Origin of the sequence: Marinilactibacillus sp. 15R, from assembly GCF_001895285.1 — a bacterium.
GTDB lineage: Bacteria > Bacillota > Bacilli > Lactobacillales > Carnobacteriaceae_A > Marinilactibacillus > Marinilactibacillus piezotolerans.
In genome coordinates this window covers 436710-450776 of the sequence record NZ_CP017761.1, presented here as the reverse complement: position 1 = coordinate 450776, position 14067 = coordinate 436710, and the positions used below count along the sequence as shown (strand labels likewise).

General features: G+C 36.8%; 11 protein-coding genes, 8 tRNA genes, 1 rRNA gene, 2 pseudogenes and 1 other annotated feature. All 22 genes and pseudogenes read left to right on the top strand.

The annotated features are described in order from the left end of the window. The first annotated feature begins 27 nt into the window (after positions 1 to 27). Positions 28 to 813: an ectoine/hydroxyectoine ABC transporter ATP-binding protein EhuA gene (gene ehuA, locus BKP56_RS13710; RefSeq protein ID WP_156849202.1), complete on the top strand. Its 786-nt coding sequence runs from the start codon at positions 28 to 30 to the stop codon at positions 811 to 813. Positions 814 to 1004: 191 nt separating this feature from the next. After that, positions 1005 to 1568 (top strand): GNAT family N-acetyltransferase, encoded by a 564-nt coding sequence (locus BKP56_RS02245; protein ID WP_083540442.1) that lies wholly within the window; start codon positions 1005 to 1007, stop codon positions 1566 to 1568. Between the two features lie 155 nt (positions 1569 to 1723). Then, on the top strand, positions 1724 to 1927 hold the full coding sequence (locus BKP56_RS02240) for a DUF1659 domain-containing protein (protein WP_072693521.1): 204 nt from the start codon (positions 1724 to 1726) through the stop codon (positions 1925 to 1927). A 70-nt stretch (positions 1928 to 1997) separates the two neighbouring features. Continuing rightward, on the top strand, positions 1998 to 2222 hold the full coding sequence (locus BKP56_RS02235) for a DUF2922 domain-containing protein (RefSeq protein ID WP_072693520.1): 225 nt from the start codon (positions 1998 to 2000) through the stop codon (positions 2220 to 2222). 99 nt (positions 2223 to 2321) lie between these two features. After that, positions 2322 to 3913 (top strand): annotated as a pseudogene (locus BKP56_RS13575) (IS3 family transposase). Between the two features lie 122 nt (positions 3914 to 4035). Beyond that, positions 4036 to 4278 (top strand): annotated as a pseudogene (gene yidD / locus BKP56_RS13955) (membrane protein insertion efficiency factor YidD); the annotation flags it as partial. A gap of 704 nt (positions 4279 to 4982) precedes the next feature. Continuing rightward, positions 4983 to 5309 carry a hypothetical protein gene (locus BKP56_RS02215; RefSeq protein WP_072693517.1) on the top strand — a complete coding sequence of 109 codons (327 nt, stop codon included), beginning with the start codon at positions 4983 to 4985 and terminating at the stop codon, positions 5307 to 5309. A 111-nt stretch (positions 5310 to 5420) separates the two neighbouring features. After that, a complete protein-coding gene (locus BKP56_RS02210; protein WP_072693516.1) occupies positions 5421 to 7079 on the top strand; it encodes a M20/M25/M40 family metallo-hydrolase in 1659 nt (552 codons plus the stop codon). Positions 7080 to 7244: 165 nt separating this feature from the next. Next, positions 7245 to 7943 carry a response regulator transcription factor gene (locus BKP56_RS02205; protein WP_072693515.1) on the top strand — a complete coding sequence of 233 codons (699 nt, stop codon included), beginning with the start codon at positions 7245 to 7247 and terminating at the stop codon, positions 7941 to 7943. A 43-nt stretch (positions 7944 to 7986) separates the two neighbouring features. Beyond that, positions 7987 to 9111, top strand: coding sequence for a sensor histidine kinase (locus tag BKP56_RS02200; RefSeq protein WP_072693514.1), 1125 nt, complete (start codon positions 7987 to 7989; stop codon positions 9109 to 9111). A 263-nt stretch (positions 9112 to 9374) separates the two neighbouring features. After that, positions 9375 to 10706: a serine hydrolase gene (locus tag BKP56_RS02195; RefSeq protein ID WP_072693513.1), complete on the top strand. Its 1332-nt coding sequence runs from the start codon at positions 9375 to 9377 to the stop codon at positions 10704 to 10706. Positions 10707 to 10767: 61 nt separating this feature from the next. After that, positions 10768 to 10992 (top strand) — a binding site (T-box leader). 64 nt (positions 10993 to 11056) lie between these two features. Then, a complete protein-coding gene (gene serS / locus BKP56_RS02190) occupies positions 11057 to 12337 on the top strand; it encodes a serine--tRNA ligase (protein ID WP_072693512.1) in 1281 nt (426 codons plus the stop codon). A gap of 138 nt (positions 12338 to 12475) precedes the next feature. Beyond that, the gene (gene msrA, locus BKP56_RS02185) at positions 12476 to 12958 is read left to right on the top strand and encodes a peptide-methionine (S)-S-oxide reductase MsrA (RefSeq protein WP_232226951.1); all 483 of its coding nucleotides are present in this window, start codon (positions 12476 to 12478) and stop codon (positions 12956 to 12958) included. A gap of 164 nt (positions 12959 to 13122) precedes the next feature. Next, a 5S ribosomal RNA gene (gene rrf, locus BKP56_RS02180) occupies positions 13123 to 13238 on the top strand. Positions 13239 to 13261: 23 nt separating this feature from the next. Continuing rightward, positions 13262 to 13334, top strand: a tRNA-Val gene (locus BKP56_RS02175). 9 nt (positions 13335 to 13343) lie between these two features. Continuing rightward, positions 13344 to 13416: transfer RNA gene (locus tag BKP56_RS02170), tRNA-Lys, on the top strand. Between the two features lie 25 nt (positions 13417 to 13441). Continuing rightward, a tRNA-Leu gene (locus BKP56_RS02165) sits at positions 13442 to 13523 on the top strand. Between the two features lie 21 nt (positions 13524 to 13544). Continuing rightward, positions 13545 to 13617 (top strand) — tRNA-Thr (locus BKP56_RS02160). A 7-nt stretch (positions 13618 to 13624) separates the two neighbouring features. Next, a tRNA-Gly gene (locus BKP56_RS02155) sits at positions 13625 to 13696 on the top strand. Between the two features lie 76 nt (positions 13697 to 13772). Then, positions 13773 to 13858: transfer RNA gene (locus BKP56_RS02150), tRNA-Leu, on the top strand. A gap of 12 nt (positions 13859 to 13870) precedes the next feature. After that, a tRNA-Arg gene (locus tag BKP56_RS02145) sits at positions 13871 to 13944 on the top strand. A 33-nt stretch (positions 13945 to 13977) separates the two neighbouring features. Continuing rightward, a tRNA-Pro gene (locus tag BKP56_RS02140) sits at positions 13978 to 14051 on the top strand. The last annotated feature ends 16 nt before the right edge of the window (positions 14052 to 14067 follow it).

Sequence of the window (14067 nt, the reverse complement as noted above, 5' to 3'; positions counted from 1 at the left end):
AGTATCATACAAAGAAAGGACGAAACGATGACAGAGCCTATTGTTAAATATAACAAAGTCACCAAATATTTTGATGATTTACAGGTACTAGACAAAATTGATTTTGAAATCCAGCAAGGAGAAAAAGTAGCTTTAATTGGACCAAGCGGATCCGGGAAAACGACATTTGCCAGATTACTAATGACCTTAGAAGAAATTACAGACGGCACCATTGAAGTAGATGGCGATTATTTATGGCATGAAAAAAATGAAAAGGGAGAGTTAAGCCCGGCTAGTACAGAACATTTACGAAAAGTCCGTTCAAATATTGGAATGGTTTTTCAGCATTTTCACCTTTTCCCTCATATGACGGTTTTAGAGAACGTAATCGAAGCGCCTATAACCGTACAAGGAAAAAAGAAAAAAGAAGCAATCAAACAAGGGAAAGAAATATTAGATAAAGTGGGGCTATTGGATAAGGCAGATGCATACCCGGCACAATTATCTGGAGGACAAAAGCAACGAGTGGCTATTGCTCGTGCCTTGGTCATGGAACCTAAAGTACTGATTTTTGATGAACCGACTTCAGCACTTGATCCTGAACTGGTAGGAGAAGTGCTCGAAGTTATTAAAGACATAGCTGATCAAGGCGAAACATCTATGTTGTTAATCACACATGAAATGGATTTTGCAAAAGAAGTGGCCGATCGTATTGCGTTTTTTGATGATGGGAAAATAGTAGAAGACGGCCCGCCCTCTGAAATTTTATATAATCCTCAATCGCAGAGATTAAAAGAATTTTTAGAGCGTTTCATGAATACTCAAAAACCTTAAAAAATTTTAGCTGTGAAAGTTAGAAAGATAAAAAGTCATAAACCTAAATTACGTATATCAACATAATATACGTAATTTAAGTTTTATTTATCTGGGTGCAGTATGAAACAAAATAGAAAATTTTATTACTTTATTTTTGACGTTACTCTATCATATTTTTGAAAAAAGTAAACAGTTTCTACATTGACAAAATGGGTTTAGTGTTGAAGAATAAAAGAGAACAATCGGAAAGAGGTAATGATATGCAAAGTCAAGAATACATAATAAGAACCCACCAACTCGGGGATATGGGATGGATTACTTATAGACATGCTCTAACAGTAGCTAAGAACTTTGGTTGGGGAGGAGCGTTTGAAGCGGTTGTAGGTGATATTACGTCGCAGTTCATTAAAACATACGATTCAGAAAAAGAAAGGTGCTTCATCGCAGAAAAAAATGGAGAAATGATTGGTTGTGTTTTCTTGGTGAATGCAGGTGAGGGAACCGCGAAACTAAGATTGCTGTTTGTAGAGCCGAAAGCGCGTGGCTTGGGACTTGCAACTAAATTAGTAGAAGAAGCTATAAGATTTGCAAAAGAAGCAGGATACGAGAAAGTCTGTTTATGGACGATGAAAATACTGGATTCAGCGAGACACATCTACAAAAAATCAGGATTTAAAATTGTCAAAGAGGAAGTAAATCAAGAGTTTGGTGAAAACCTGGTTTCTGAAACATGGGAGCTGAATTTGAATATTGATGAAGGAATAATACCCTAGAAAAATTTAATTAATTAGACATTTAGCTTGCTGCAGAGCAGGCTTTTTTTATAAAAGATCAGGTAACACTTTTACTGCTTTATTCGTTATTAATAGTGTAAGGAGTGATCACAACTTACTAAATAAGCTGGTTAAAAAAATTGGAGGAATGTTCTATGCAAAAAGAATGGACAGAGAGTAGAGTAGGAATCTACTTTGAAGACCTGGAGAATGAGAAATTAGTACGTCGTAGTTTCAATGGAGTAATTCAGTCACCAACAGATGAACAGGTTACTCAATTTGTACAAGCAATAGATGTAGTAAGTGATTTGCCTTCTTCACATACAATATTAGTTGAAGAGTACCGTTATGTTGATTAGTTAATTTAACAGAGACAATTCAATACCACAATTACCCCGTATATCAAAACTATAAATGGAGGAATAGTTTATGTCAACGACACTAGAATTGCGCTTTAAAACAGGAGAAGGGAAAAGTAAAACGCTTGGAATCAGTCAACCGGTTATGGGGCTGGATTCAGAAGTAGTAGAAGCAGCTATGCAGAAAGTTGTAGATCAGAATATGTTTGAAAAAGAAGGCGTGAACTTGTTTGAGTCAATCAAAGGAGCGCGTTATGTAACTAGAACAGTGGATGAACTTTTCGAAACAGAATAAGTAAATTTATAAAGAGAAGGGCGAGGTTTTGATATGCTCCCTTTATAGTAGACAGAGAAATAATAAAAATTCTCTGACACTATAAAGGGAGTTTTTTTGATGTCTAAAAGAATAACGAAGCATACCCTAGATGAACGTTTAGAAGCTGTTCTAAATGTGATGGAAGGAAACCGTTCGATTAAAAAAATGGCGAAACAACTCGGAGTCGCTCCTGAAACAGTTAAAAGGTGGATCGCAAAATATAAAGGAGATGGCGTGGCAGGATTAACAGAGTCCAAGACTTGGAAGCGCTATTCTCCTCAACTGAAAACAAAAGCTGTAGAATATTATTTGAAGGAGGCTATGGGGGTACAGAAAACTTGTGAGAAGTTCAATATTTCTTCTTCTTCCGTTTTACGTAAGTGGATAAAGCTTTATACTAGTGGTAAAGGGTTTAAACCAATTAGTAAAAGGTGGAATAATCAGATGAATAAGGGGCGCAAAACAACCTGGAAAGAAAGAATTGAAATTGTTCAATTCACAATAGCTAATAATTTGGATTATCACAAGGCAGAAAAAGTCTATCATGTTTCTTACCAACAAGTCTATGGATGGGTACGCAAGTACAAAGCAAACGGTCCTGAAGCACTTCGTGACCGCCGTGGACATACTCTAAAATCCAAACCCAAAGAATCTCTTACAGAGGAAGAAAACGATAAACTACGCATTAAAGAATTAGAAGAAAGAAATCAATATTTAGAAGCTGAAAATGGTCTAATAAAAAAGTTAAAGGAAATCGAAAGGAGGAATCGGCCCGTATAGGATCCTGTTTAGATGAGTTTCAAGCAGTATATGAATTTCACCAAGAAAATAGATATCCTATTCACTTATTGTGTACTATTTTGGGTGTTTCTCGTTCTGGCTACTATAAATGGGTGCATCATGTCCCTTCAACTAGAGAAATCGATCATCAGCGATTGATGGAACGGATCAAAAAAATGTTTTATAAATATAAAGGCATTTTTGGATATAGACGGATCACGCATTATCTAAATAAAGAGAATGAACAAAAGGGTATCGAAGCAAGATATGAACGCAAACAAATTCGGAGACTCATGCTTAAAATGGGGCTAAAATCGCACATTCGACGCTCCAAAGGATATTGTACGAAAACGAGCTATGTCAATATCGAAGAGAATATTTTGAATCGTCAGTTCAAAGCAGATAAACCAAATCAAAAATGGGTAACGGATATCACTTATTTACAATACGGAAAGGGTCAAAAGGCCTATTTAAGTGCCCTTAAAGATCTTTATGATGGAACCGTTATCGCCTACAAAATAAGCAAGAATAACGATTATGCTTTAGTTATGGAGACTTTAAAAGAAGCCCTTAAGCAGAATCCAAAAGCGACACCGATTCTTCACAGCGATCGTGGTTCTCAATATACCTCTAAACAGTACCGTCAAATCACGACAGAAGCTGGAATTACACGTAGTATGTCTAGAGTGGGGAAATGTATTGATAACGCACCAATGGAAAGCTTTTTTGGGCACTACAAATGCGAATCGTATCATTTGAAGGAGTACACTCTATATCAAGAACTCATTAAAGATATTGATGAATACATGGAATTTTATAATTTCGAACGTTTACAAGAAACAAAAAACAACCTAACACCGATGGAATTTCGGTATCAGGTTGCCATATAGATTTTTTATTATTTTATTGTCTACTTGACAAGGGTCAGTTCATTTAGAGGCTCTTCTCTTTTTTTTTCGTTTTGGTATAATAAAATCAATTCAGTTCAGTATGAGGAAAGGAGAGGATTGATTTGAAAAAAGTACTGATCAGTTTAGTAAAAAGCTACCAAAGAGTCATCTCTCCTTTATTTGCGCCAAGTTGTCGATACTATCCGACTTGTTCTAATTATACGGTACAAGCCATAGAGAGGCATGGAGCGTTGAAAGGAAGTCTAATGGCGATTGCACGAATTTTAAGATGCAATCCATTTGTTCAAGGCGGTGTTGATAAAGTCCCGGATCATTTTGTGCTGAAACGCAACCCTGCAACCAAAAATTTTATTTATCTAGGAGAGGGAATTACAGTTGACCCGGATGATCCAGAGGATAACAAAAAGGAAATAGATTCAATCCTAAATCAGTATAGAGAAGAACTTAAGATTGTGGATTATCCTGTTAACGTTGTCGATTATTTAAAGTCAATGGTAGATGTAGAAGAGCAATCAGTGGCTGGTCTAAGCGATGCTTATATTGAAATGCATAAAACAAGGCTACTTAGAGAAGGGTATTTTAATACTATTACTGAACTCGAAGAAAAACTGTCCCTGCGTTTTTTTAAAGTGATTAAAAATAAGAAGAGCCAGCCTTATTTTTATCATGTCCATCCAAGTCCAGTGGATAAGGAATATGAGAGCGGACATTCAATTTTCTGCTTCATAGATGAGAAGATAGGGGTTTTAGATTCTAACAGTCCAAAATTACAAGAAGAATTTGTTTTGAATAGAGGAATTACAGAAACAGATATCAAGGATAAAACTGCTCAATTAGTAGATTATTTATTAGTTCTCAAACAAAAGAATCGGCATAATCACTAAATTACTTTTAAAGTGGATTTTTATGTCAGAATACTCATGATCATCTGAACTCAGAAAAGACGAAGACAAACTAAAAGAAGAATCACTTAGACTAAATTAAAAAGTGAAGAATCGGATAGTATAATGAAGAAAAAAATCAAGAATGAGAATATAGGTGAATAACTATGAAAGAATCGAATTGCAAAATCAAATCAGTGGAATCTTATCGAACCCCCCAATTCAAAATGACAGAATTGCTGAAATCTATCTTTACTTTGGGAAAGGTTAAGCAAAAAAGGATGTCTGAAGTAGCAGCATTATATGTGTTCGAGCATAAAGAAAAAGACTTGTATCTGATTTTTTCTGAAGACATGTCAGGAAACCGTGAAAAAATTGTTGAGTTCCAAATGATTTCTTCAGAATTTGAACAAGTTGTATTTGACGATAAGAAGTTATCGTTTGATCACTATATCTATCACTTTGACTTGGATACTATTATTTACGAACAATAGAGGTACGGGTTTATTCAGTAAGATTTTTAATAAAAAATCAAGAAGGATTGCAATCCACTAGATAGCAAATTATACTTGTGAGGCAAGATTGACATTTGGAGGACAGAGAGAATGAACATAAAGATGCGACCAGAAAGAATTGAAGAGCTCGCCGTCATGTTGACAAGGCAAAGAAGTGTCACAGAGACAATTGAAGAACAGTTAGTAACAGAGAAAGTAGCGCATTTTTTTCAAGGTCTTGATTACTTTAAAGAACATCCTGAAGATTTAATTACTGTACCGGCTCCTGATGATCCATGGGGAAGAAAGAGTGTAATTTCCATTCTTCGAGGAAAGAAAGATCCACAAAATAAAAAAACAGTTATTTTAATTGGTCATACAGATACTGTTGGTATTTCAGATTATGGAGATTTGAAAGATTTTGCCCACTTACCTTATGAATTGACAGAGAAACTAAGAGCTAGAATAGAACAATTACCTAGGGAAGTTCAAGATGATTTGAATTCTGGAAATTACTTATTTGGTCGTGGAATATTTGATATGAAGGCTGGTAATGCTATTATTATGAGTCTGATGGAAGAAATTGAAAAAGATCTGGAAAGTTTCTCGGGTAATATCATTTATTGTGCAGTCTGTGATGAAGAAGCCAATTCCGTAGGGATGAGGTCTTGTGTTCCTAAATTAGTGGAATTAAGAGAAAATAATCAGTTTAAATATACGGCACTGATCAATACGGATTATATGACGTCGGAGTATCCAGGAGATTTAAATAAATATGTATATGTAGGTACGGTTGGGAAGTTAATGCCTTCCTTTTATGTAGTTGGAAAAGAAACGCATGTTGGAGAAGCCTTTAAAGGACTTGATCCTAATCAAGTAGTTGCAGAATTAACCAAACGAATCAATTTGAATACAGATTTATGTGATGTTGTAGAAGGAGAAGTAACCCTGCCGCCAATGAGCTTGAAACAACAAGATCTGAAACCTGAATATTCTGTTCAGACCGCAAAAACGGCGCATGCGTTTTATAACTTTGCGACTCATTACTCTACACCGGATATGGTTCTGGAAAAAATGCGCGGAGTCGCAACATCGGCTTTTGCAGAAGTTTTAAAGAATATAAATGATCAATATGCTAAATATTGTGCTTTAACAGAAAGATCATATGAGTCTATACCCTTTAAAGTAAGAGTAATGACATATAATGAATTATACGCTGCAGTTCGCGAAGAAAAGGGGAAAGATCTGGATGATCAGTTAGAAGTGAATCGTCAAAAATGGTTGATGGACGATTCGATAGATGATCGCGATTATGCATTGAAAGAAGTGGAATGGTTACAGATGATGTGGACAAATCAAGAGCCAGTTATCATTATCTACTTTACACCACCTTACTATCCGCACATATATGTTGAAGGAAAAACTAATCAAGAGAAACAATTGCTTGAGGCAGTTAAAGATGCTGTAGATACTACGGAAACAGACTATCAGTTAGTATATAAGAAATTTTTCCCATATATTTCTGATCTGAGTTATGCAGCTGCTCCAAGAGAAGTAGGCGCAGTCGAGGCGTTGAAGCAAAATATGCCTGGATTCGGTGTGAAATATTCTCTACCACTCGAGGACATGCAGCAATTGCAGTTGCCGGTTGTTGATATCGGTCCGTTTGGAAAAGACTCTCATAAGTTCACGGAACGTTTAGAAAAAAATTATAGTTTCAATATTGCACCTATTCTTGTACAGAAAACTGTTATGAATCTGTTAAAGTAGGTTCGAACTAGTCTAGAATCGTAGAATAGATAAACAATAGTAACTTCGAAAGCACTTTTCTTTTTTTGAAAAGTGCTTTTTAGTATGAATTTAAGGAAAAGTTTATGAATTGACAGGACATTACATGCTAAAATATAAGAGAATATAATCAAAGGAGGCAATATCATGAGAGTATTGATTGCTGATGACGATAAAGAAATTTGTGACCTTTTAGAAATCTATATAAAGAATGAAGGCTTTGAAGTTGAAAAAGCTTATAACGGACAGGAAACACTTGAAAAATTACACGAACAAGAAATTGATTGCTTAATATTAGATGTCATGATGCCTAAAAAAACAGGCTTAGAAGTGGTAAAAGAAGTTAGAGAAGAATCACAACTTCCTATACTGATGTTGAGTGCAAAAACAGCGGATGTTGACAAAATTAGAGGATTGGCTAATGGAGCAGATGATTACGTAGTTAAACCATTTAATCCATTAGAAGTAGTTGCAAGAGTTAAATCCCTGATGAGAAGAAGTTCTTATACAAATAGAGAGTCAGAGGCCGGAGAATTAGAAATCGGACCATTAGTCATTCGAAAAGAACAACATCAAGTTGAAACAGTAGAAGGGTCTTTAATTCAGTTGACGGCATTAGAGTTCGGTATTTTGTTTTTGCTAGCAAGTAATCCAAACCGCGTCTTCAGTGCTGATGAAATTTTTGAAAGAGTGTGGAAGCAGGAGAGCCTTGTTCCGGCAAAAACAGTAATGGTTCATGTGAGCCATTTAAGAGATAAAATTGAAAAAGCAACTGGCGGAGAAAATGTGGTCAAAACTGTTTGGGGTGTAGGTTATAAAATAGAAGAAAAACAAAGTTTTGACTAATAAGGATAGTGGGTTGATCAAAGCAGGCAGAAGGAGCAAATAAATGAAACTGACATTAAGAGAAAGATTTCGACTGCTGATTGAAGGTTTTGTCACAGCAGGAATCATCTTATTATGTTATTTCGCAACATATGAGATCATGGGCTGGTTTGTGGAAGCTTTCCCCAGTGTATTTGGGAATCTATGGTTTATTGAAGAGGTTTTTTTGCAAGATCGCCAACAAGACCTTTGGGGGATTACACCCTTTGTTTTGTTTCTGCTGGTCATTGTAGCTGTTGGGGCAATTTACTGGCGGCTGAAAAGAAGATATAGACAATATGAATTAAGACATATTATTGATGAACTTCATTTTATTGCTCAGGGGAATTATACTCATAAAATCCGAGGGAAATATAGTGGAGATATAGGTAAAGTGGTTGACAGTATTCATGTGTTAGTCGATTCTACAGTCGAAGCGATGGAAGAAGAACGGAGAATCGAACAATCAAAGGATGAGTTGATCACGAATGTGAGTCATGATATTCGAACACCGCTGACTTCAATTATTGGCTACTTAGGTTTGATAGAAGAAGGAAGATTCCGCTCAACAGATGAACTTCAAAAATATGTTCATACTGCTTATCAGAAAGCGAAGCAGATGAAAGTGTTAGTTGACGACTTGTTTGAATATACCAAAGTAAGACAAACAACTACACCACTGCAGTGTGTATCTTTTGATATGATTCAGCTGATTGAACAATTAGCTATTGATTTTGAACTGGAAGCGCAGAGCAAAGAAGTAGAAATTATCGTACATTCACCGTTCGAACGGCTGATGATGATAGCTGATACAGAAAAATTAGTCCGGGTATTCAATAATTTAATTTCGAATGCATTGAAATATGGAAAAGGCGGCAATATTATTAAGATAGAAGTTGATAAAGTAGATAGTCAAGCAAACATATCTGTGAAAAATGATGGTGAAGCTCTCCCGAAAGAAGCAGTTGAACAGATTTTTGAAAGATTTTATCGCGCTGAAATATCTAGATCTCAGGAAACAGCTGGAACTGGATTAGGCTTAGCTATTGCGCAAAGCATTATAGAATTACATGGAGGAACCATCACAGCAAAATCAGATGATGACTGGACAAGTTTTGATATTCAACTTCCTTTAGAGCAGAAAATGTAAGATGAGTTATTTTAGAAGTGCCAGTTATTTTAAATAACTGGTATTTTTTTTATAAAGAGGAAAACATGTTTGGTAGAATGTTTAGAGAAATGTCTAATTTTTGAAAATCACTCAAAACAGGTTGTGTTTTTATGGATGTCAGAGTACGATATAAGAGGTTGATTTTTGAACGATATAAATAGCTTACCAGACTGAATCAACTGCTAAAACAAAAAAATAGATGCATAAAAAAGAGTGCATATTATAGGAGAGCTCACTAAACCATGAAAATACTTAAAAACCAATTTAAAAAAATCGCTGTTTCAGGATTATCTGCTAGCGTACTGCTTCCATTTGTAATAAACACTAATTCTACAGTACTAGCAGCAGAAGCACCAGAAGTCGATGCAGAGTCAGCTTTAGTTGTAGATTTTGAGACTAATCAAATACTTTTAGATCAGAATGCTGATGATCAAAGAGGGATTGCTTCAATGACTAAGATGATGGTCGAATATATTTTATTTCAAGAAATAGAAGCGGGAAATCTCGACTGGAATACTGAAGTAACGATTAGTGACTATGCTTACCAAGTTAGTCAAAATTATGAATTATCTAATGTTCCGCTAAAAAAAGGTGAAGTATACAGTTTGGAAGAACTTTATCAAGCACTTGCTATATATTCTGCCAATGGAGCTACAGTAGCTATTGCTGAACAAATAGCAGGATCAGAGCCGGCGATGGTAGATAGAATGCATGAATTAGTAGAATCATGGGGAATTACAGATTATGAAATTTATAATACTACTGGATTGAGTAATGCTTCTTTAGGAGAGAACATCTACCCTGGAAGCACTGCTGAGGATGAGAATGTTATGTCTGCTAAAGGGATAGCGACAGTAGCCTCTCATTTACTGAAAGACTATCCAGAAGTCTTAGACACATCTAGTATTCCGAGTATGGTATTTCGTGAAGGCACAGATGATGCTATCTTAATGAAAAACTGGAACTGGATGCTGGAAGGGTTACTTCACGAAAGGCCAAATGTAGATGGACTGAAGACAGGAACGACTCCATTTGCAGGGGCGAATTTTACTGGAACATCTATGGAAGACGGACGTAGAATTATAACAGTTGTCATGGGCGCAGGCGATGGAATCGAGAACAAAAATCAGAGGTTTGATGAAACAGACAAAATTATGGATTATGGATTCAATGAGTGGGAAGCGGCGTCTATCATGGAAGGAAACACTGTCCTTGAAGATGTAGACCCAATTATGGTGCGTAACGGGAAAGAAGATTCGGTAGAGGTCATGTCAGCTGAATCATTAGAATATTTACTTCCTAACGGAGTAGAGCAGGAAGATGTCACATGGACATTTGATGTTGATGAAGAGGCTTTGAATAAAGATGGTGAACTTGAAGCCCCGATAGAAAAAGGACAAGAAATAGGAACGTTAACTTTCACTTATGAAGGGGAAAATTTAGGATACCTTGATGGAAGTGAACATAATAAAGTATCAGTAGTTACTGCTGAGTCAGTAGATCGTGCAGGTTTCTTTTCTGTAATCGGTACTTGGTTCAGTGATTTCTTTGGTGGATTGATGGAGCGTTTTTAAAATAAATATCATAATACTAGTTGCTTTAACCTAAAGATTAAAGTAAAATCAGTGTATATAAAATTGAACGTATAAGTGTGAAATAGTAAGGAGACTAAAGTTTAAGAGAGTCAGTGTATGGTGTGAACTGATACTTTATAACCTGAATCCATCGCATGAGTAGACAGTGAGACGACTATCGTTTAAATTGTCTCGGTAGAGCCCGTTAAAACTCATAGAGAGCAGGAAGATTTGAAATTTTCCTGAATCAGGGTGGTACCGCGAAAAGCAGTCTTTCGTCCCTTCATAATAGAAGGAATGAAAGACTGCTTTTTTTCGTACCTACAACAAAAAAGAAAAGAGGAAAACATATGTTGGATATTAAAATGATTCGTAACGAATTTGATCAGGTAAAGAAAAAATTAGAAACACGTGGAGTAAATCCGAAAGAACTTGACCAATTAAAAGCATTGGATGAAAAAAGAAGAGAAGCTATCCAAGAATCAGAAAGATTAAAAAAATATCGTAATCAAGTTTCTGACGAAATCGCTACAAGGAAAAGAAATAAAGAAAATGCGGACGAGTCAATTGCTGCTATGCAAAAAGTTGGAGCAGATATTAAGCGTATCGATAAAGAGCTAGAAGAAGTAGAAGAACAGTTTCAAGAGATAGCAGATGGGTTACCTAACTTACCACATGATTCTTTGCCAGTTGGTGCAGATGAAGACTCTAATGAAGAAGTCCGCAGATGGGGTAACGGAACCAACGAACAATTTGACTTTGAACCGAAACCACATTGGGAGATTGGAACGGATTTAGATATTCTAGATTTTGAAAGAGGAGCAAAAGTAGCGAAGAGCCGGTTTTTATACTATAAAGGCTTAGGTGCACGTTTAGAAAGAGCACTTTACAACTTTATGCTGGATGTTCATACAGAAGAACATGGTTATTACGAAATGATTCCACCTTATTTAGCTAATGAAGAATCATTATATGCTACAGGACAATTTCCAAAATTCAAAGAAGATGTATTCCAGATTCAAGATTCTGCATTAACGTTGATTCCTACAGCAGAAGTACCGTTGACGAATTACTACAGAAATGAAATTTTAGAAGAGACTGATTTACCTAAATACTTCACTGCATTAACACCTTCTTTCCGTTCCGAAGCTGGAAGTGCCGGTCGTGATACTCGTGGTTTAATCAGACTCCACCAATTCAATAAAGTTGAAATGGTAAAACTTGCCAAACCAGAAGAATCTTATGAGGAATTGGAGAAAATGACTGCCAATGCAGAAGCTATCTTGAAAAAGCTGAATTTACCATATAGAGTCGTTTTGCTTTCAACAGGAGATACTGGATTTGCCGCTGCTAAAACCTACGATTTGGAAGTATGGATTCCAGCCCAGAATACCTATAGAGAAATTAGCTCATGTTCAAATACTGAAGCGTTTCAGGCGAGAAGGGCGAAAATTCGCTATAGACGTGAAGAAGACGGCAAAATTGATTTTGTCCATACTCTTAATGGATCTGGATTAGCTATTGGGAGAACAGTAGCAGCAATTCTGGAAAATTATCAGCAAGAAGACGGTTCTGTCAAAGTCCCAGAAGTTCTGGTACCATATATGGGTGGAGTAACAGTTATAAAATGATTTAGACTTGTAAGTGTTTTTAATTAAATACTTAAGGGTTTTGATGATATACTATAAAGGAAGAAATTGATCAGGAGGGATAATGTGTCTGATAAAAATTTTGAAACAGCAATTTTTGCTGGTGGGTGTTTTTGGTGTATGGTAAAACCTTTTGATTCATTACCTGGGATTGAGAAAGTTGTTTCTGGGTATACTGGGGGAACTGTTGAAAATCCCACTTATAGTCAAGTGACATCTGGAAAAACAGGACATACTGAAGCGGTAGAAATTACGTACGACCCTTCTAAAATATCTTATGAAGAGCTTGTAGAGATTTATTGGCATCAAACCGACCCTACTGACGCCGGTGGGCAATTTGCTGACAGAGGCGATTCCTATCGACCAGTTATTTTTTACAAATCTGAGGAGCAAAAAGAAAAAGCAGAAAAATCAAAAGAGGCACTAGAACAAAGTGGTAAGTTCAGTGAACCAATTGTGACTTCAATAGAACCAGCGCATCCTTTTTATAAAGCAGAAGAATATCATCAAGACTTTTATAAAAAAGAATCCGCCCACTATAATCGTTATAGTAGAGGGTCTGGGAGAGTTGGTTTTATAGAACAGAACTGGGGAAATCAATAAAGAGCGAACAGCCATTTGTTTGTTTGAAATGCCGAGGAATTTGTTCTCGGCATTTTTATTTTTGAAAAAATCAGTAAAAATGATTGACAAAGATACAAGGCCATTGTATTATATAAGAGTTGCTGCTAATTGATTATTTCATTAAGCACTGACAGCTTAAATTGTATAGCGGTTATGGCGAGAAGGATCCACCTGTTCCCATTTCGAACACAGAAGTTAAGCTTCTCAGCGCCGAGGATAGTGAAGGGTTTCTCTTTGCGAAAGCAGGACGTCGTTATGCAAAGTACTTCTAAAAGTACTAATGGAGGTTTAGCTCAGTTGGGAGAGCATCTGCCTTACAAGCAGAGGGTCAGCGGTTCGAGCCCGTTAACCTCCATAGTCTTCTGAGACATTAGCTCAGTCGGTAGAGCATCTGACTTTTAATCAGAGGGTCGCAGGTTCGAACCCTGCATGTCTCATTACACTATAAGTGTAACAAGCAACGCGGATGTGGCGGAATTGGCAGACGCACTAGATTTAGGATCTAGCGCTTCACGGCGTGGGGGTTCAAGTCCCTCCATCCGCATAGCTTTGAATTTTCTAATATGCCGGCTTAGCTCAGTTGGTAGAGCAACTGATTTGTAATCAGTAGGTCGAGGGTTCGACTCCTTTAGCCGGCATCATTTAGCGAAAGTAGTTCAGTGGTAGAACATCACCTTGCCAAGGTGGGGGTCGCGGGTTCGAATCCCGTCTTTCGCTTGGATACTTACTATTAAAATCAAAAACAACAGCAAGTTGAAAATTATTTAGTTCTACTAAGTGTAAACACCTTTTAGCCGGGGTGGCGGAATTGGTAGACGCACAGGACTTAAAATCCTGCGGTGAGTTTTCACCGTGCCGGTTCGACTCCGGCCCTCGGCACTAGTTTTATTCGCACCCTTAGCTCAATTGGATAGAGTACCTGACTACGAATCAGGCGGTTAGAGGTTCGACTCCTCTAGGGTGCATCTTTCCGAATGGGGAGTAAAAGAGTGGATATACGGGAAGTAGCTCAGCTTGGTAGAGCACTTGGTTTGGGACCAAGGGGTCGCAGGTTCGAATCCTGTCTTCCCGATAGTTATCTTTTATAA